This is a genomic window from Algibacter luteus (genome assembly GCF_030344935.1).
GTDB lineage: Bacteria > Bacteroidota > Bacteroidia > Flavobacteriales > Flavobacteriaceae > Arenitalea > Arenitalea lutea.
Genome location: NZ_CP128313.1, coordinates 1,115,852 through 1,137,271, shown reverse-complemented (window position 1 = coordinate 1,137,271; position 21,420 = coordinate 1,115,852). Strand labels below are relative to the sequence as shown.

Annotated in this window: 10 protein-coding genes; all 10 read right to left on the bottom strand. The window is 33.9% G+C overall.

All coding sequences use genetic code 11. The features are described 5' to 3' along the window. Positions 1-46: 46 nt before the first annotated feature. A complete protein-coding gene (locus tag O5O44_RS04890) occupies positions 47-2,023 on the bottom strand; it encodes a T9SS type A sorting domain-containing protein (protein ID WP_289195963.1) in 1,977 nt (658 codons plus the stop codon). A gap of 180 nt (positions 2,024-2,203) precedes the next feature. Then, entirely contained in the window at positions 2,204-5,662 is a 3,459-nt protein-coding gene (locus O5O44_RS04885) for a glycosyl hydrolase (RefSeq protein ID WP_289195962.1), read from the bottom strand. Between the two features lie 190 nt (positions 5,663-5,852). Further along, the gene (locus O5O44_RS04880; RefSeq protein ID WP_289195961.1) at positions 5,853-7,616 is read right to left on the bottom strand and encodes a sulfatase family protein; all 1,764 of its coding nucleotides are present in this window, start codon (positions 7,614-7,616) and stop codon (positions 5,853-5,855) included. A gap of 143 nt (positions 7,617-7,759) precedes the next feature. Then, a complete protein-coding gene (locus O5O44_RS04875; RefSeq protein WP_289195960.1) occupies positions 7,760-9,361 on the bottom strand; it encodes a T9SS type A sorting domain-containing protein in 1,602 nt (533 codons plus the stop codon). A gap of 128 nt (positions 9,362-9,489) precedes the next feature. After that, positions 9,490-10,260, bottom strand: coding sequence for a T9SS type A sorting domain-containing protein (locus O5O44_RS04870; RefSeq protein ID WP_289195959.1), 771 nt, complete (start codon positions 10,258-10,260; stop codon positions 9,490-9,492). Between the two features lie 171 nt (positions 10,261-10,431). Then, positions 10,432-14,484, bottom strand: a complete 4,053-nt coding sequence (locus tag O5O44_RS04865; RefSeq protein ID WP_289195958.1) for a hybrid sensor histidine kinase/response regulator transcription factor — start codon at positions 14,482-14,484, stop codon at positions 10,432-10,434. Positions 14,485-14,594: 110 nt separating this feature from the next. After that, entirely contained in the window at positions 14,595-15,722 is a 1,128-nt protein-coding gene (locus tag O5O44_RS04860) for a glycoside hydrolase family 88/105 protein (protein WP_289195957.1), read from the bottom strand. Positions 15,723-15,728: 6 nt separating this feature from the next. Next, a complete protein-coding gene (locus O5O44_RS04855; RefSeq protein ID WP_289195956.1) occupies positions 15,729-17,993 on the bottom strand; it encodes a glycoside hydrolase family 3 N-terminal domain-containing protein in 2,265 nt (754 codons plus the stop codon). Beyond that, on the bottom strand, positions 17,993-19,336 hold the full coding sequence (locus O5O44_RS04850; RefSeq protein WP_289195955.1) for a family 43 glycosylhydrolase: 1,344 nt from the start codon (positions 19,334-19,336) through the stop codon (positions 17,993-17,995). The genes O5O44_RS04855 and O5O44_RS04850 overlap by 1 nt, the downstream gene beginning before the upstream one ends. 226 nt (positions 19,337-19,562) lie before the next feature. Continuing rightward, positions 19,563-21,416 carry a DUF5060 domain-containing protein gene (locus tag O5O44_RS04845; protein ID WP_289195954.1) on the bottom strand — a complete coding sequence of 618 codons (1,854 nt, stop codon included), beginning with the start codon at positions 21,414-21,416 and terminating at the stop codon, positions 19,563-19,565. Positions 21,417-21,420: the final 4 nt, after the last annotated feature.

Sequence of the window (21,420 nt, the reverse complement as noted above, 5' to 3'; positions counted from 1 at the left end):
AGAAAACTAGTTTTCTGGCTTTTTAATAATTGTAACTCTTGGAACCTTATTTTATAACCAATTTAGAGTTATATACACTGTTATCATTTGCCTTTGCTCTAACTAAATAAATTCCTGAAGGCAAGTTATTATTTTGTGCAACATTAATCACATCTCTGTTAGTTGAGTTTTTATAAACCAGTTTACCTAGTATGTTATAAATTTCGATATCTTTTACTCCAGTAATATTTTGAAATGCAATTGTAAATTTATTATCTGCTGGATTAGGATATACTTTTATTGAAGAAGTATTTAGTTCTGCTTCAGAAATACTTAAAGTTGCAGATTCTAAAATCCATTTGCTTCTGTCATCTGTATTGGCTGAATGTATTATGGTATTATCTACTGCGTGATACAAATACTTACCTAGATTACGCGTCTCAAAACTATAGCTACCATCTCCGTTATCAATTACATTCCACAACTTATCTGTATCACTATTTGGTGCTGAAAAATTTGTACAAATCAAATCTGAAACACCTGTAAATCTAATAATTTTTCTGGGGCCCTGGCTATCAATATTATAATAACTAGTTGCAGGTACACTTACAAATTGCCATTCTTTATCTGAACCTACTCCAGAATCACTTGCTATAATTGAACCATCATTTGGATCCATTAAATATTTGCCTGTAGCTACATTTTTAAGTTTATAATTACCTTCAGGCGCATCTCCTGATTCCGCAACTTCTACCTTCTGATACGTTGTATTTGCCCATCTAATTTGCGCTCTACCACCCTTAACACGGTATGCACCATATCTAATTCCAGATTCTAGCCCTCTTTCTGGCTCTGGGATATTCCAATTAAAAGCGTCACCTCCAATTACTGCATCACAATAATGTATTTTTTTTGTGGGGTCGCTTGGATCCTCCCTAAAACCTACTTCTAGCTCAAAGTTAATTTCTTCATTTTTATTTACCTGCTTTAAAAAGACTTCTTCCCTTCCGCTGCCTTCTCCACCTCGTACCAAGATACGCTCAGCATAAATATCAAATGCAACTTGCTTACCAGCGTTTATTCCTGTTCCCATAACAGGTCTAGCTAAATACAAACAAATAGCTGGATCAGGGGAACCGCCGCCTCCAGAATGTTTGCCTTTGGCTTGTGCGATGTAAGTTCCATCTTGACTAAAACTACCAGCATCACCTACCTCTAATATCCTGAATGTTCCCGTTAATCTTGCATAACTTCCAACACCTGTTTCTCCAGATCTGTCTAAAGATCGTTCTATTCTTGGTTGTAAGGTATTTGGAGCATCCCAGTGGTTAGACCCATCGGTAATGTTATAAACGCCCCAAGTTTTTCCATAAACATCAAATTCTGAGTAATCGGAGTAGCAGGTTCTATCATCAACAGTCCCTACATTAACAGGGTTTGGCAAATCTACATTTCTGGTACTGTTGTTTTCGAATTCACCAGAAGCTGGACAACTTAAATCCGTACTTGTATCTTCATCTGGCGCTACTACTACAGGAGTTTGTACATAAGGAACGAGTTCCCAATTACTTCTGTCGTCTGTATCTGGAGCCACCGCATGAGTTACGGTTCCATCTACTTCATGATACATAAATCTACCTGTTGTTCTGGACCCAAACCTGTAAGTATCATTTGTACTATTATAATCTATAGTCCACGTTTTATCTGTATCAGCAGCTGGTGCAGCCTTAGTTGTACTAACAACTACATAAGGGCCTCCTGGACCACCAGCACCTGGAGCACGTAATATTCCTAAGATTTCGCTATCAATATTATAATATGCGCCGCTCTCTACGAACTTAAAATGAGTGCTTTGCTCTTCTTCACCAAGATTTGTCATGGTTACGGGTGTTGCGCTTGCACCTGCATCTGTTAAAAATTGCCCTGTTGCTACATTTTTCAATCTGAAAATATCATTAGAAGGAAGCACACCTTGAGCTGTTATACTAAGTGAGCATAACATTAAAACGAAAAATAAGATGGAATTAATTGTATTTTTTTTCATAGCTTTTTTATAGATATAAATCTATTGATATCAATAGATTATAAAATTATTGAACATAATTTAACAAAGTATCCTGAACTATCCTGCACCCAAGACCAAACGTATAGTTATTCGATAAAACACAAAGTTTCTAAGAAAACATAAGCATCTGAGAAAGAAATCTTTAATTAAAACAGAAAATCACTGTACCAATTTTAAAACCACAGGTCCTATTAAGCCAGAATCTTCCAAGTCAGTTTCATGCTTTTTTGGCGGATTGGTAGTCCAAGTTTTCTTTTCATCTTTAGATCTGGTATTATCGAAAATTAATTGATTTCGCCATGTATTGGTAACCTTAACTTCAATGATATTCTCTCCTTTTTTAATCGTGTCAGAAATATCAAATTCAAAAGGAGGCGCCCATTTTACCCCTATTTTTTTTCCGTTGCACCAAAGCTCTGCTATATTAGCCACTTGTCCTAAATCTAAAATACTATGCTTACCTGTTTCTTCAATATGGAGTGTTTTGTAATAGGTAATTGTTCCTGAATAATGCTTAATGGCGTTATTGTCTAATTCGGTAAGTGATTTCAAGTCTGATATTTCTATAGAATTTGGTGTTTCCCAACCTTCTTCAAACTGCAACTTCCAATCACTTTGCAATGATTTTTCTTCAATGGCTATTGCTTTTTTAATTTCATTTTTATTTTGATGAAAAATATATTCTCCAGACTTTGAAGCAATAAAATCGTCACCTTTCCATGATAATTCCGGCAAATTATCTGTTTCATGAATTCTAAACCATCCTGTTTCTGCACTTAAAATCACCTCATCATTATAGGTGATTTTTGAAGCTAGTGGCGTTTTGTTTTCTTTTGAAAATACTACAATTTGGCTTCCACTTGGCGCAAAAGTAAGTGCAACATTTGTTCTATTATTTGATGCGCTCCAAACTTTTGCTTCTTGTTGTTCGCCATTAAAAGCATTCCATATTTGAGGACACACATCTTTCAATCTAAAACTTAAAGTAGCATCCACTGGTTTATCCATATTTGACGCCACAAAATAAATATGAGCATCCGCTGTTTCGCGGTGAATCCATTTTATATTTAAATCATCTGGAACTATCACATCTTGTTCAATTTTCTCTTCCTGTAAAACTTCGTCTAATGTTTTACCCCAATATACCTTGCCTTTACCCACTTGCTTTACACCTTCGTTTGTGTTTCCCCATAACTCATCTGCAATTTGTAATAATTCTTTTAAATCATTTTCATTATCCATTAAACTGGGTGAATCTTGAGGTTTATCTCCTAGAATTACAGCACCTGCCAATACTAATTCCTTAAGCTTTTTAGCTGTAGACAGCAACATTTCTTTTGAATCTCTTAATGTAATGATGCGATAATCTCCTGCATTTTCAACATTAATTTTACCGTTTTCAACACTTAATTTATCATGTAGTATTTCAGCATTTAAATAATCAAAACGGTAGCCTTTTGGGAAATAATCTAAATCGAATGGTGGGCGGTCAAAGTGATCGCCATAATATCGCAACACATCAGCTACGTATTCTCCTTGTTGTAAAACATATTGGTTTCTTGCTAAATAATTCGTCCAATCTTTCATGTAAGGCCACCATGTTTGTTGTCTAACTAGCGGAAACCCAATATTTCCTCCAAAACTAGACCCAGGAGACACATTGGTTTGCGGTGTATGCGAAAAGGTATGGAATACTAAATGATTTATGCCTTTGGTAAAATTATAATCGATTAAATATTTTACAGAAAATGGATGTTCGTTCCATTTCACACCTACTTGAGTACAAGCTTCGGCTGCCAAAACTGGTTTATTATATAAATGCACTGCAGATGCCGCATTGAAAACAGGTTTAGCATATTCGTTTTGAGCAGATGGTGCTTTGGGATACCAAAACTCAGTCATTGGAATATCGCTAACGCTATAATAACGCATAGGGTCTATTGGTAACACTTCTCCACCGGCACCTTCAGTGTATACTTCTGCCCCCATATCATGCGCCACAGTTGCAAAATGTTTGAAGAAATTATCGATAAGTACATCATCCATGGTATGGCGCAAATCCCTCAAGAATTTTGTAGTTATTTCAGGACTTTCCACAATGTAGCCCATGGTAGCTGGCAAATAAGTTTTCATGCTATACCCTCGCCGTTGCTCAAATTCCTCGAACATATCTTCAGAATTGATAGTCCATGTAGGCACATGACTCTCCCAGCTATCTATTAATAATCCATGTAGTTTACCATCGCCTATCGGACCTCCGTCTTTTATTAAATTACCAATCATCCCATTACGCAAATGGTTCTCGATAGTAACTTTATCTAACTTACTTGATTCCCAACCTGTAGCTTCTGGAACTGCAGGTTTATTTGTTAAGCGCATATTAATATGGCCAAAACGCACTATTGTCCATTTTCCTTCTGGAACTTCCCAGGTCAATCTACCATCACTGGACATTTTATCAGTGAGATTAATAATCGATTCTGACTTGATAATCGTATTTTTAGAATAGTTGTATTCCACCTCTTTTTCAAGACGTCTCAATACTTTTGCCGCTTTAGCTTCATGATTATGAAATTTAGGATTGGAGCTTAAGCGAATAAATTCTGGAGCAATTGTATGTTCACCAGCAAAAGTAAATACAAACGAATTTGATGTTGTTTCTGGAATGGCTAAAGTGAGGTGCTTTCGTCTATCATTCCAATTAGCGTCTGGTAAGTTTACGGTTGCTATTTCCATTAATTTATCATCAATTAACGCTTCAACTTTAATAGTAACATCGATTTTAGGATATTGCGTACCCATGATGATATGTCGCATTTGTGGAAAAACAATAGAGCGAAGAGTTACAGGTTTATTAAACCTAGTTTTAACCCAAGTCTCCTCATTCTTTATTTTTGAAACCCCCTGCGCTCTATAGCCTTTTAAAGGTTTATCTAATTGCGTGGTTTTACGAGTTACTATAATTTTAGAATTCGGATTGAAGATATCTTTCCATGGAACTAAAGGATTATTTGTTTCAATTTTAGATGGATTCAAAGGTTGTAAATCATCTCCTTCAGGTGTTGGAAAAGCCAAAAGCTGAATATCTTTATAATTATAATCTGGTGTATGGTATAATGAATCTATCTGTAGAATATCTTCAAAGGTATTTCCACCCTGTACTCGATAAACAGTTTCTACAACTTCGCGTTGTGCTTCTTCAACCGGCACCCAAGGCCCTCCAGTCATTGACCAACCAGGACAATTTTGCATAGTAAATTTTAAGCCTAAACGTTTGCATTCATCTGCTGCATGACGAATCATGTCTTCCCATTCAGGAGATAAAATTTTTATTGGTTTTACATTAGGGAATGGTCTTCCGTCTTTATTAAATAAGTGGATACCTTGCAGACCAGCTTCTTTTATAGATTCTAGATCTAAAGTTAAACCCTCCTTGGAAATATTATTTCCGTTAAGGTGAAACCATGTTTCTGGATAATACTTTTCAGAAGGCGATTTAAAGTTTTCACTTAATTCCTCAAAACTTTTTTCTGTGAAAACGTCTAACGTTTTTTCACTTTTCTGTTGACAACCAAAAATTGAAATAATTGTTAATAAAAATAGAATTCTGCAATTCATAACTCAGATGTTTTTAATTAGCAATAGCTGAATCTGTACAGTCGGTATACAAAATAAGCTGCGCTTGAACTTTTGTTGTAATAAATTGGCAAACCATAAACATCAATATATGTTTCATTGAAAACCAACTTATTTTATCATTCATATAATGTTTTATATTTTGAATATCAACCTTATTTTAATAAAAATTCTATTCTAAATCTCGACGAAGCAACTCTAAAATTTTACTGGGCTTAAATCCAATTCTATGGCACTGAACTTCGAGTTTTGCGTTTAAAGGTAATTCAAAAGGTTCTTGATAAATTTGCCACACTTTTGAAGTTTTTCCCTGATTAGAACTTATTCTATATCCTATTGAAGCGCCTTCAGTATCACAATTTATAGTAACTTTTCCATTTTTAGTAATAATGGTTGGAGCAGATGTTTTTGGCTGAGTATCACTACCGTTCCACAGTTTTTTAATAAGATCACCTTCAGGCAAGTCAGGATTATCACCTATGGCTTCAAGCCATTTATCCATTTCGGCACTCAACTCTTTAAGTTTAGCTTGATATTCAGGATTATTTGCAAGATTATTCAATTCAAAAGGATCAACCGAGCAATCAAACAATTCTTCTTTAGGCTTCCTTTCCCTGAACCATTGCATTTGATGTTCGTTAAGTTGCCCTTCGTTTTTCAATCTCAACAATTCCTGCATGGTTGGAATGCGCTCTCTATATTCAATAGGTAGATAATACCCTTGATCCGGTCTGTAATTTCTAATGTATTTAAATTGTTTATCTCTTACCGCTCTTATCACGTCTGTTTCTGCATCAAATCGATCAGCCGCTGCATGAATATAATTACGTTCCTTGGTTTTATATGGCCCTAAAAAAGCTTGCCCTTGCATGTATGGTTTTGGCTCTTCGTTTATAAGTGACAATAAGGTTGGTGCAAAATCCACAAAACTTATTAGTTGATCATCCTTTGTGCCTGCTTGGATTTTATTAGGAAATCGAATAATCATTGGTGTATTTAGGCCCGAATCATAAATTAGTCTTTTTTCTCTTGGTAGTGGCCCGCCATGGTCTCCGTAGAAAAAGATTATTGTATTTTCCAACAAGCCATCATCTTCAAGTTGCTTTAACACGGCACCCACTTGCTTATCCATTTCGGCGATATTGTTGTATAATTTCCACATATCGCGACGTGTTTTTTCTGTGTCTGGCAAATATGGTGGAATGTTAAATTTTGTATCTTTTGGAAGGTGAATTGGTGTATCCTCTTCAGTCATGCGGTTATTAGCATGATGCTCGCCAAAGTTTTTCCATTTGTATTTTTTATCTCCTGCATGATAAAGTCTGGTTTCAATTTCTCTGAACCCATAAGGCTCAAACAATCCAGATTCGTGGGTTTCGGTAAAATTAATTACTGAAAAGAAAGGTTGATTTTTATCTCTATTTCTCCAATGTGCATACGGACTATTCTCGTCCCAAGCGGTAACAGGCTCTCTAAATTGGTAATCGGTTTTGTAATTATTAGTACAATAATACCCTGCGCGACGCATCCATTCGCTTATCATTTTAACTTCGGAAGGTGGAACAGCTTCATAGGGTGGAAGTCCTCTTTCTTTTGTATATGAATTAACACGCATATGATTGGCTCCAATACTTGAAGGATACATGCCCGTGGCAATTGCTGCCCTACTTGGAGCGCAAACCCCTGAGGTTGAGTATAGGTTTGGATAAACTATACCTTCATTTGCTAATCTACTTAAATTAGGAGTGGCAACTGTAGTATCTCCAAAAGGTGGAATATATGGCCCCATATCTTCGGTTACTAGCCAAAGTATGTTTGGTCGTTCGGGAAACTCGAGAGCTATTTTATTGATGTCTGATTTGTTCTCAACTTTATTTTTATTATTACAGCTAAAAAAACATAAGCATAACAAAATGGTTATTTTAACTAACTTCATATTATTAATTTAATAAGCTAAAATTAGTTTTCTAAATTAGAAGTACCATCCTGTGTTGTCCTGATTTATCAAAATTTATAAATAATTAAGTTAAATAAAAATTATTTAAGTTTTTATCAGATTAAAGAAAATACTCTAAGGCTCTATCTCTTAATAATTTTCCCTGTAAATATTGACGTTTCTCCGTAAAGTTTAACAAGGTATAAGCCACTAGCTAAGGCATTAGTCTCTATTTGTAAAGATGATGCATCTTTAGCATTTTTTACAAGTACAGATTTCCCCATTATGTTAAATACTTCAATTTTATTTACTTTATTATCTAATCCTTTAATTAAAATTACATTATCTACTGGGTTAGAAATAAAGAAAGAAGTTTTATCAAAATCTGCGCTACTAAGTGAATTAGCATTTTCAAGTATCCATTTAGTGTTAGCTGATGCAGAGCCTGTATACTTCACGTCGCCCGAATTGTCATAGGCATACCTCCCAGTGGTAGTCTGTGGCGTATGGATATCATATGCACCAGAGCCATTCGAAACAAATTCAAAAATTCTTGTGTTATTTGTATCAGTAGTTGGCGTTGAAGTTGTAGTTGGATAAACATTAGTAGTATTAAATCTTACAGCATCCCAATTAGGGTCGGTACAAGAAATGTTATAATAACCAGCAGTTCCAACAGATTTTAACTCAAAAATTTGTGTCGCACTATCTGGTGTAATCTCATCTGCAGTGATCATATTTGAATTTGCATTATCTACAGTCCAATACTTACCAGTTACACTATGCTTTATTTTATACAGCCCTTCTAAACCATTAGAATTTCCGTCATTTGAATTACTAGGAAGTGCTTCAAGGTAAGTCATAGCAATCCTCATATCATCAAAATCTGTTATCACCTCAAAATCGCATGCATTTTCATTATATGCACCCCACTTAGGATAAACTTCAATTCCATCAAAGGTTCTATGATAGGCTCTTGTATTTGAATTTGCAAGTACCACTTGATATTCATCAAAATCTATATTAGATAAGGTTTGTTGTTCTCCATTATACCAAAACTCTACATAACCTTGATATCGATTATTCGTATTGTCATATGTATGGTCTACCTTTACTTTTATAACAAAACTTACCCATTGGTTTTCTGAAACTGCTTGCGTCCATAATGTGGTCCTCCTTTGAGTTATTGACCCAGGTCTATTATAATTGGGTTCAGCTGGACCAAAAGCATGCAGACTTAAAATGGTTCCATCGTATTCCATATTAAATGGATAGTGCTGTTTGTTTGTATTGATATCACTACCTTGATCGGTCTTCCATTGAAACACTGTTATGTCATTTGTTAGATTAGGCGTAGCATTTATACGCCAGCGCCATCCATAATAGTATGTACCGCTATTCTGTGGAACAAAAGAATTAATATCACCAGTGGTTCTAGCAAATTCTGCACGTTTTCTAGATGTTGGCTTTGTAATACGCCAAAATTTGCCAAATTCAGAATCTGTTGGTTTGGTAACAAATGGTGGGGTATTTGGATCATCTACACATCTGTCTCCTGTAGGATTACTATTTCCATCTGGATCTAACCGTCTAAAATTATCATTAACAGATAAATTAGGGTCTCCATACCATAGCACCTGCGCATTTATCCCATAGCTAAAAAATAACATAATAAAGGCAGAAAGAATGAACTTATATTTAAGCTCTTTAAGACGAGTGTAATTATTAAAAATTTTATTTTTCATATTTTTTTATAATAGCAATTAAGACGAAATTAACTTTATATTATAATAATATTTCTAATATGAAAACAGTTTGATGTAAATAACACCAAACTGTTTTCTTCTATTAAAAAAAGAATTACTCTAAGTTTCTATCTTTTTATAACTTTTTTTGTTAGTGTTGATGTTTCTCCATACAATTTAACAAGGTATAAACCACTAGTTAAAGCATTAACATCTATCAATATAGATGATGCACCCATAGTGTTTCTTTCTAGAATAGATTTACCCAATAAATCAAAAACTTCAATTTTGTTAACTTTATTATCTAAACCTTTAATAGTCATTTGGCTGTTGATTGGATTAGAAACAAAAACAGAACTCTCATTAAAATCCTCTGTACTTAAAACAGGTGGTTCAATAATCCATTGGGTTCTAGTAAAGTCACTGCCAGAATAACCAATAACTCCTGGATTGGAGCTACTGAGAGCGTTATAAACTAAATATCTAGGTGAACTAGTAACAGGAGTGTAAATATTATAAACACCAGGAGTACTTGGAGATTCAACAACAGTCCAAATCTCAGGGTTAGATGTAGACCCATTTCCGTCCCAAGCTCTTAACTCTATAGCTGTAGTGCTATTAGCTCTTAAATTGTAGTCTCCTGTGCTAATTACAATATCATAATTACCTGTTGTGCCGATTTCGACAAACTGAAATACCGTAGGATCAGTAGGAGTATTATCACCTGCTGCTGTCGCAGAAATTGCTTTAGTTGTTCCATCAGGCGCTCCATCGTGAGAAAGATATATAGTACCGTCAGTCGTAAAATTACTTTTTAGTCTATAGTATCCCCCATCAACAACTTGAGCATAAGTACTTGTTACAAAGCATAAACAAAGAAACAGTGTAATTTTTTTCATAATCTTAGATAGTTTTAATTAATTATTATAGTTCAAATTTACAGGGAAATCAGAGTAGAAAACTCCTAAAAAAGTAGACAAAACTCCTTTTTTAAGGCTGTAATGGAAGTACTACCTCTTGTAAATAGCACAATGAATAAAAACCTATATATTAGAATTTATTGTAGGCAATTAATACTCTAAAAAAGATTCTGAGTACGCTTTAGGTGTTTTACCAAACTTCCTTTTAAAGATTTTACTGAAATATTTTGGGTCTTTAAAACCAACTATGAGACTAATTTGGCCAATTTCACTTTTACCTTGCTCAAGAAGTCGAGCAGCACGTTTTAATCTTATATGCTGAATAAATTGTTTGGGAGTATAATCTGTCCAAGCTTTTACTTTAGTGAATAACACAGATTTACTAACGCCTAATTCTTCGCAAAAATAGGGAATATCGAAATCCGAATTGATTATGTTTTTTTCAATTATATCTAACGCTTTCTTGTAGAGTTTTTCATCTAGAGAAGACATCACTATATCATCTTGATTTAAAATTTCATTTGTATTCATTTTTTGTTTTAATCTCGAAATAGATTTTAAAACATTTGATATCCTGAATTCAAACTCTTTTATATTAAATGGTTTGCTAATATAATCGTCCGCACCGCGCTCTAAACCATCTAATTTATATATTAAGGAAGACCGAGTGGTTAATAAAATTACTGGAATATGGCTGGTTCTTATATCTCCCTTAACTAATGCACATAATTCTATCCCACTAGTTATAGGCATAACCACATCACTTACAATAAGGTCTATTTCTTCTTTAATTGCTATTTTAAATCCTTCCTTTCCATTTTCAGCTTCGTAAACATTATAACTAAACTCGAGTAGATTACGTATAAAACCTCGTAGTTGCTTATTATCTTCAACTACTAAAATTGAAGATTTTTCGATTGAAGGGATATTTCTAAACATAGCGGTATCATTAAAACTTAAATCTTGCTCTTTTAACTGATTTTCATATAATGAAATATCATCGCTAAACTTGAAGTCTTTAACAATATCTGCATCATTTAAGTGCCCTTTTCCCTTTAAAAGTTCAACCGAAAAAACAGAACCAGAAGTTTTAGTAGAGTTAGCAACACTTATTTTTCCTTTATGTAAATCTATAATACTTTTAACTATCGACAAACCAATTCCAGTGCCTTTATTATTGTTTTTGCCTTCCTTAAGATCAGAAATCTCAAAAAACCGTTCAAAAATTTTATCTACATATTCTTCTGGAATCCCAACACCTGTGTCGCAGACCGATACAACTATTTTATCTATATCTTCAATAATCTCAATATTTATTTCTCCCTGATCTGGTGTATATTTAAAGGCATTGGAAATTAAATTATAAAACACCCTTTCTAACTTAGCGCTATCATAGTACAAATAGATATCATCTGATGATGTTGCAAAATTATATTTATAATCTTTAGCCTTAGCATACTCAGAAAACGACAAACATATTTCTTCAATAAACTTTACAATATTTCCTTCTGAAGCTTCTAGTTTCATCAATTTATTCTCATACTTTCGAAAATCCATCAACCTATTGATAAGTTGTAATAATTGATTTGAGCTACTTTCAACAACTTTTAGTTTTCTGTACATCTGACTACTCCCTCTGTAATTTTCTAATATTTGTTGAAGTGGCCCTAGAATGAGCGTTAATGGTGTTCGAAATTCATGAGAAATATTCGTGAAAAATTCTAGTTTAGATTTATTTGTTTTTTCAATTTGTTGCGCTCTTACATGCTCTAATTCTAATTGATGTTTAAGCTTAGTCTTTGCTTTTAAAATATTAAACAGATAATATACGACAACGCCAATAGCTATAAAATATAAGGTATAAGCCCACCAACTTGCCCAAGGCGCTGGATTTACATATATTTCTAATAATGTTGGTTTTTGGTTTACCACGCCATCACTATTAATGCCCTTAACTTCAAAAGTATAGCTCCCGGGTTTTTGGATTGTGTAAGTTGCTGTGTTATTGGAAGTCTTTACCCAATCTGTTTCTAAACCTTTTAAACGGTACATGTAGCTGTTACTACCTGCATTAATAAAATTAGGGATTGCATAGGATAAACTAAAATTTCCTTGATTGTATTCTAACTCAAGATGTTTTGTATAAGAAATTGTATTTTCTAGAAGTTGATGTTCACCATCTACCTCAACAGAAGCATTTTGTATTTTGAAATCTGTAATAATTACCTGAGGTGAATATTTGTTTTTAGTTAACTTACTTTCATCAAAATATGTTACTCCAGAGGAACCGCCAAAATAATACTGAGTTTCACCAATACGCAAACTGGCATCTCGATTAAATTGATTACTTGCAAGCCCCTCCTTTTTAGAATAATAAGCTTCAATTTTATCTTTAAGAGGGTTGTATTTTAAAATACCTTGTGTAAAGGTACTAATCCAGAACTTACCCTTTTCAGCTTCTTCAATACTTCGTATACCATTAATTTCAACTTTATCTATCTTTAAAGAAACAGGTACAAATTGATTGTTTTCAAATTTAAAGAGTCCATCCTCGAACGTTCCAATCCACAACACTCCTTTGTTATCTTCAAAAATGGTATTTATTTCAAACTTAACTTTCAAATCTGCTTTATAGACATGATTTGTAATTTCCTCATTTGGCGAAATACAATTTAATCCCCTTATCGTACCAACCCAGATATTATTTTTTGAATCTACTTTTATAGTTTTAACATTATTACTTGTGAGCCCTAAAGGTTTAGAATTGGTATTATATATCTTAAATAAATTCTGGCGTGTATTATACTTAACTAAACCTTTATAGTTAGTACCAATTAGGATGTTATCATCATCATATTGTACGATAGATAACACTCCTACATTTTCTAGAAAATCATTTAGTTTTTTAGGAAAAGGTAATTTTTCAAACACCTTTGTTTTAAGGTTGAATATGGCTATGCTGTTAGTAAAAGTACCAACCCAAAGTTTATCATTATTGGTAACACAAAGTGATTTAATATTATCACTTTTAAGCGCTGACGCATTTTTAGTGGTAATATGTTGTATGGTATGATCGTCTTGATTTAAAACAGAAATCCCTCCACCTTCTGTACCAAATAAAAGTAAGTTATTATAATTTACAATAGAACTAACTACCTTAAAACTAAGACCTGATTTTGTGGATTTTTGACTAATATTAATAAAGTTCTTATTAAAATCATTCCAAATATTAATACCTCCATAATAAGTACCTATCCATATTACACCTGTATTATCTTTAAATAAGGTTTTGATGAAATTATCATTTATCGATTTATCATCATTATCATCATTATATAATGCAATTAAATGCTTTTGATTATTTGATATTTGGATTCCATTATAAGTAGCAATCCACAGTTCCCCATTATCATCAAAAAGTAATTTTCTAACATTTTTATTTTTGTCTTTTAAAAGAAATTTTTCAAAATAAGGTTGAACACTATTTTTGGAAATATCATACTTTAAAACACTCATCATTTGGGTTCCAAGCAATATATTACCATCAGCAGTTTCAACCATATCCTGAACAAATAATGATTCCGTACCAATAATATTTTCAAATTGATAATTACCGTTTTCTTTATCTAACAGCCGTAATAATCCCTTTGTAGTTCCAATTAACAGGATTCCAGATTTCGTTTCAAGAATAGATGTTATGTTATTCTTTTTTAAGATTGTATTAAAGGTATCTGTTTTATCATTGTAAATGGAAACTCCGCTTGAAGACACTATCCAAATTTCATTTTTAGATAATTCTTTAATTACCTTAATCATATTATTCCCTAAATATCTTGCTTTTTCATTTAAAAAATATGTTTTAAAAGCATTTTTTTTTGGGTCGTATCTATTCAATCCAAAGGATGTTCCTACCCAGATAAATCCATTGCGGTCACCTTCTATACAAAGTACTCCATTGTTACTTATTGATGATTTATTATCTTTCTGATGTCTGTAAACCGTAAATTCTTCGCCATCATATTTGTTTAAGCCGTCTCTAGTTCCAAACCATATCTGACCTAATTTATCTTGATGAATAGCCACCACCGAATTTTGAGATAACCCATCAGTATCAGATATATGACTGAACTTATACTTATCGTTTTGAGCTAAACCAAAGCGTATGAATAGAAAAACAAATATGAAAGTGATGGTTTTAGGCATCTTAATCAATAAAGCGTCCAATTATTTAAAATTAACTTAATACAAAAAAACGAGGACTAGTAGCCCTCGATTTATAGTATTTAATTCTCAAACTTAAGTTATTACTTAACTCAATCTAAATTCAAAATCTCACTACCTGCCATTAAAAAGGCGCCTGTTCCAAAATTTTGCCAACTATCATATGATGCAGGTTCTGGGAAGGCCCCAATGTTTTGAACCCAACCTACACGACCATCGTCATGTTGACATGCTGCTATAGCATTCCACGCTTTAAGGACTGCTGAAGTATGTTTTTTATCCACTAAGCCATTGTTTATTCCCCAAGCTAAAGCAAAGGTGTGAAAACCACTACCGCTAACTTCACCATAATCATAAGATTCTGGAGATAGTAAACTTGTTCTCCATAGCCCATCTTCTGGCTGAATCTCTAATATTTTCGCTGCCATTTCTTTGTATAGTTTTTCATAAAACGGACGGTGCTTATAATCTTCAGGCATATCATCCAAGATTAAAGCTAAACCAGCTATAACCCAACCATTTCCTCTAGACCAAAACACTTTTTTTCCATTTGGCTCTTTACTATCTTTTTCTGAACCGGTCCAAACAAAACGCATATCTCTTGCAAATAAACGTTCTTCTTCATCATATAATTGGTTATAGGTTTCCATATAAAACTTATGCATGTCGTCTAAATACTTAGGCTGATTGGTGTGTTTTGCATATAAATTAAGTACAGGAGGCGCCATAAATAAGGCATCACACCACCACCATAAAATGGTTCTACCGTATTCCGATTTATCGGTTCCGGCTTTCCAGTTATCATCTTCATACAAGTGTGCATCTAAAAACTTTTTAGTAGGCTCCAAGTCCACAAAGTTTTTTCTCCCTTCATTCATATCAATATATAAATAACTATATGAAATGGCTACATCATCAGCGTGATGTATTCTATCAAAAGTCTGCCAATCATTCCAATACGCTTGATTTTTTAAGGCTGCCATATACATCATATCCTTAGTAGTTTTATGTGCCCTAGCAACACCAGTATAGTATGCACCGTTAGTCCAATCGGTTGGTGCTAATGCTATAATAGGGTGTGCTTCTTGCCACTCTAAAGCTTTTATCATTGATGATTTCACTTTAGATTTATCTATGCTTTGAGATTCAGCTACTTTTTGAGCTGTTGAACAATTGAATAATAATACAACCGCTACAAGTGTTAAAATCGTCTTATTCATGATGTCTTATTTTTTTAGTTTGAATGTTGTTTCTAAATATTCTTGTGATGAGGTTCCTATTTTAACGGAATAGTCTCCAGCTTCTAAAACTTTTTCCATTGAAATACCGGTAAACTCTAACATTTTAGGTGTAATCTTAAATGAAACGGTTTTACTTTCTCCCGCATCTAATTCTATTTTCTCAAAACCTTTCAGTTCTTTATCTGGTCTTGTAACTGAACCTATTTCGTCTTTAATATACATTTGCACTACTTCTTTAGCCTTAACACTACCATTGTTAGTGACTTTTACGCTAACCTCTAACTCTGAGTCTGGTGTTATTTCTGCATTTGAAACTGCAATATCTGAGTATTCAAAATTGGCATAACTTAAACCATGACCAAAAGGATAAAGCGGTCCTTTACCTAAGAACAAATATTCTTTCTTGTAGTTGATTTCTTTCATACTATAGTGAAACGGAATTTGCCCAATAGACCTTGGAATTGTAACTGGCGATTTACCTGATGGCGATACTTCACCAAAAACAATTCTGGCCGTAGATTCATCACCAAATTCACTTAAATCCCAAGTATCTAAAATAGCATCGGCTCGTTCTGCTATTACATTAATAGACAAGGTTCTTCTGTGCTTTAAAACCACAATTACTGGTTTACCTAAAGCCTTAATTTTTTCAACAAGTTCGTCTTGAGGGCCAACAGGGTCAATAGTTGCTCTATCACCTAACGTACTATTACTAAAATAAGCTTCTTTTGCAGTGTACTCATCACCTCCCAAAAATAGTATTGAAACATCTGCAGACCTTGCTTTATTTACCAAACTTGCTATGGCTTTAGGATCTCTTTCTAAAAGTTCTGGTGCACCGCCTTTCTGATTCGTTAATTGAAATCCTTTTTCGGCAATAAATTTTACATTTGAACCCGCAACAGATTCAAACATCTCTTTTGTGTTTTCTTTTAATAGAGGACCTAACAAGGCTATTTTTAAAGATTTATCTTTAGACAAAGGCAACGTGTTTTTTTCATTTTTTAGTAAAATGATAGACTCTAAATCTGATTCTTTGGCCAAATCTAACGAAGACTGAGCACGCACACCTTTTTTAACTTCTTCAATATCGATATAAGGGTTATCAAACAATCCCAAAATAAATTTTGTTCTCAACACACGTCTTACAGAACGGTCGATTAGCTTTTCCAACTCTGGGTTTTTCTTCACCATTTCTGGCAGGTAAGCATACGAGTCTTCAGCATATAAATCGATATCTATTCCTGCTTCTAAGCCCATTTGAGCTGCAGCCTCAGGAGACTCAGCAACTTTCATGAAATAGAATAATCGCGCGATGTCATTTGAATCTGAAACCACATAACCTTCAAATCCCCATTGATCACGAAGTACACCTGTAAGCAATTCTGGATTACCATGACTTGCCACACCGTTTAAATCGCCATGAGATGCCATTATACCTAATGTTTTAGCTTCTTTTACGGCCGCTTCAAATGGTGGATAAATTTCATCAATCAAGGTTCTTTCAGAAATCTCAATGGCAGCGAAGTTAGAACCTCCTAATACTTGTCCGTAACCCGCAAAGTGTTTCGCTACGGCGCCAATATGCGTTCCATTTCCTAATCCTTCATAATCACCTTGGACCCCTATTATGGCATTTTTAACCATCTGCGTTGTTAAATACGTGTCTTCTCCAAAAGCTTCACTCATTCGTCCAAAACGTGGGTCGCGCACCACATCTGCTTCAGGTGAATGGCACATGTGCATCCCTCGCAAACGGGCTTCTTTTCCTACAACATCCCATTGGCGTTGTACCAATTCTGGGTTAAACGATGCTGCTGATGTCATTGGGCGTCCAAATCGCGTACAGCCTTCTGCATCTACGCCATTGTATGATTCTGTTACAAATAACGCTGGAATACCCCAACGGTTATTTTCAATAATATACTTTTGAAGCTCGTTATTCATTTTTGCTGCTGCTACGGCATCAATATGTTCTCCTGGATTTTTTATTCCTGCAATTCCTAACTTTAATTTTTCTATAACTCTCTCTGACAATGTTAAGTTACCATTTTCATCAGGCTTTGTACCGATGTTGGCATGAAAAATACGCATTTGTGCCACTTTTTCTTCAAGAGATAATTTAGGCAATAAGGCCTCTACACGTTCATCAATTGATAAAGATGCATCCTTATAATCCAATGAACTTGAATCATTGTTTTTACATGACGCGATAATTATTAGTACTGCTAAAAAAAATATTTTCTTCATTAGTTTTTAAATTTAAATCGATTTAATTTGAAAGACTCAGGCTTTATGTCTTTAAAAACAAAACATAGTGACTGATTCTCTTTAAGGTTTTTGGTTGCAAAACTTCTTTTTTGAAATGTGTAGATTTCATTTTTAGGTACATCGCAAATAAATAGCAACATACCTTGAGCATCATTTTCTCTAACCTCTAGTTGAACTGCTTGATTAGCAATAACTTCTAATTCTAAAGTAGATGAATGCTTTAAATTCTTGATATTAGGATATACAACAGAACTTATGTCTTCGGTCGGTTCTATAGAAAACCCGCCTTTAGTATTTTCAACTTTTACGATGTTATCGGATTTAAAATAATCTTCAGCTTCAATAATCCCTTTGGCATCATAGTTCCCTACGCCAATACCATCAACTCTAATAGTGGCCATTTCACCATTTTCTTTGTAGTGAATATAACTTATGAAGCTATCTCTAAAATATCGATTTCCTGTTTGACTAATATCACAATAAATATAATACCATTGGTTATGCCACTCAAAAAACGAACCGTGACGGCCTTGTAAAAATCCATTTGGCCATGTTGGTGCATCATAGCCTTCATCAAAACTTTCTTCTTTTATAACAGAATCTTTATAATCATAAGGCCCATATAAATTTTCCGACATGGCATAAAAACAGCCCCAAGACAAGTAATATTTTCCATTGTATTTATGCATAAATGGTTTATCATCTGTTGGCATTTTTTTATTATTACCATCAGGATTATAAGGTCCGCGCGGATTATTAATAACAATTTTTTTAGGTTTTTCAGCTAAACTTACCATGTCATAATTCAACTTGGCTATGTAGTAATCCCAAACACCAAAAATTATATAATGTTCTCCATTATCTTCAAAAACGGCCATATCATATTCATGAGTTGGGGTTAATTCTGAAGACAACAGCGGTCCACCCAATACATCTTCCCAAGGTCCAACTGGCGAATCTCCAACAACAACACCTGTTTGTTCGTTACCTTCTGAAAAATAAAAATAGTATTTACCATCACTATATGCAGCATCGGTAGCCCAACAACGTAAAAAATCTTTACCTATGTATGTATCCTTTGGATTTAGCACACTGCGTTTTGTCCAATTCACTAAATCAGGAGACGACCATACCCACCAATCTTCCATGATGAATTCTTTGTTTTCTATAGATTTATCATGAGATGCATACACGTATGCCGTGTCATTGAATATGTGAATATGTGGATCGTTTAGTCCTTGGTTTGCTACAATTGGGTTTTGAGCATGAAGAGATAAAACACACAGAAATAATAAGGTAAAAAATGAAATTTTTAAATACATAAACTGTTGATTTATTGCTAAATATTTTGTGTGTTTATCAGTGAATAAATATATAATTTGCAATCTAAGTAAGCGTCCTGTTCTATCCTGTCTTCAATTATAATTTCATCCGATTCTATTGGCGTTTTATTAGCAGTACAATAAGATTCAAGTTTAACACAATTGAATTAGCTTTTAATAAAATTATACTCCAGATTGATTATAAAGAAGTTAAACCTTAACCAAATTATTTATCAACTTTTATATGAATTACCCAGTCTTTATCTGTTTCGGAAGGCGGAGCTCCTAAACCAACAATTCCTTCTGCTTTAATCGAAGTAATTGAACCATTTTGTAATTCACCACCGTGTCTTGGATTGTACCATTTTATTTGAAAATTGGCTCCAGAATCACCTAAATTCAGCTTAATTTTATCTGCGTTGGCTTCAGTATAAACGACATAAATTTCGTCATCTTTTGCTAAGCAATATGATATGTCATCAGTTGTTAAATCGTCATTAGGTTCCATTTCCCAAAACGGAATATGATTATTAAAAAAGTGAAGTGTGTGCCTGTTTTGATCCCAAAATAAATCGCGGCTTCTAAAATCTTGACAAGTTAAATCTGAATTAGGGCTAGCATATCCGAAATACCATTCTACACCGTAACCTCCCGCCATAAGTGTTCCCCACATGGCTCTGCTTCTTGCAAAATTATGTTCGGGATCTTCATCATCAGGTAATAAAGCAATATTTGCTTTACCAGGTTCGTCTACTGCTAATGCCCATTTTCTCCCTGTGGCATTCGATTTATCTCGCCATTTTAAAACTCTGGGGTGCACATCATTAAACTCAGGATGACTTAACTGTAATGAGGCTCCTGTTAATGGTGATTGATCACCTATCAATTCGGCATATCGATCATCTTTATTTGGGAAGGTATGAATCACTAGGTGGCTGTTATAAGCATCTAAATTAGAAACAAAGTCTGCTGCCTTTATAACTTCTTCAATAGGTTGGTTATTTTCTTCTCCTAAATTCCAATTCATGGAAAGATGATGCCCAAATCTTGCAATGAGTTCTCGATAATATAATTTACCCTCGGTTCCAAAAACACCTTTATCCATTAAATGATCGGTCTCGGTTTCATGGGTTTTAAAATGGAGAAACATACCTTTTGTTTCAGCATATTCAAAAATGCGTTCCCATTGGTCTAATTTTGAAACATCAAATCGTGTTTTATGAAACATGGTTTCCCAAGCTTCTTTATTCTTTTTAACACTGGCATAAGCTTCATATTCTTCAATTGGAACTTTTAATAAATGAGGAAATATATTTCTGTCATCTCCATCTACATTAAAAGTTAAAAATGAGAAAACATTGAGTTCTTCGCTAGCTAAATAATTTATAGCTCCCAAAAGATTTTTGCCTTTATACTCTTGCCACACATAGGGTAATGCACTATTATCAAAATCTTGAGCATGTGGTGCCCACATTTTTTGAAAACCTAGAGCATTTGTAGATACATCAAAATCTGTATATGCTAATAAATTTTCTGGCGCGTCAACACCTAGTTTTATGAAATAATCTTGACTTTCGGCATATTTTAAATAGGATTCGCCAACGTATTGAAGTCTTCCTTTAGCACGATTATCTATTCCTGTTTTATCAGATTCTGAAATAATAAATGTTCCTGCTTGTCCGTCCATAAAATCTGCGCTTGAAGCGTTACTTGCATTTTCAGCTACTGCGATATTATCTCCTTTTTTAAATGAAACTGAATATGTCCATTCTCCAACTTCATCTGGGGTAAATCGCACTTGCCAAACATTTCCTGAATCACCACTTGATTCGGCTGCATTGCCATCGGCCGCATAAAAACCTGGAATTATAAATTCTTTTTCTCCATTTTTGAAAGTAACATCCAATCTGTAGTTTAAAAACGGATTAATTTCATCCATTTCATTTGTATCTGGACCTTCAAAATTTAAAGTAATTCTATGCCATTTTTTTAACTCACCTTCAACCTTTACCGGTTTTTGTTGTTGACAAGAACTTAGGAGTAAAAAAAACAATAGAGAACAGGAGATGTATTTGAGCATTATA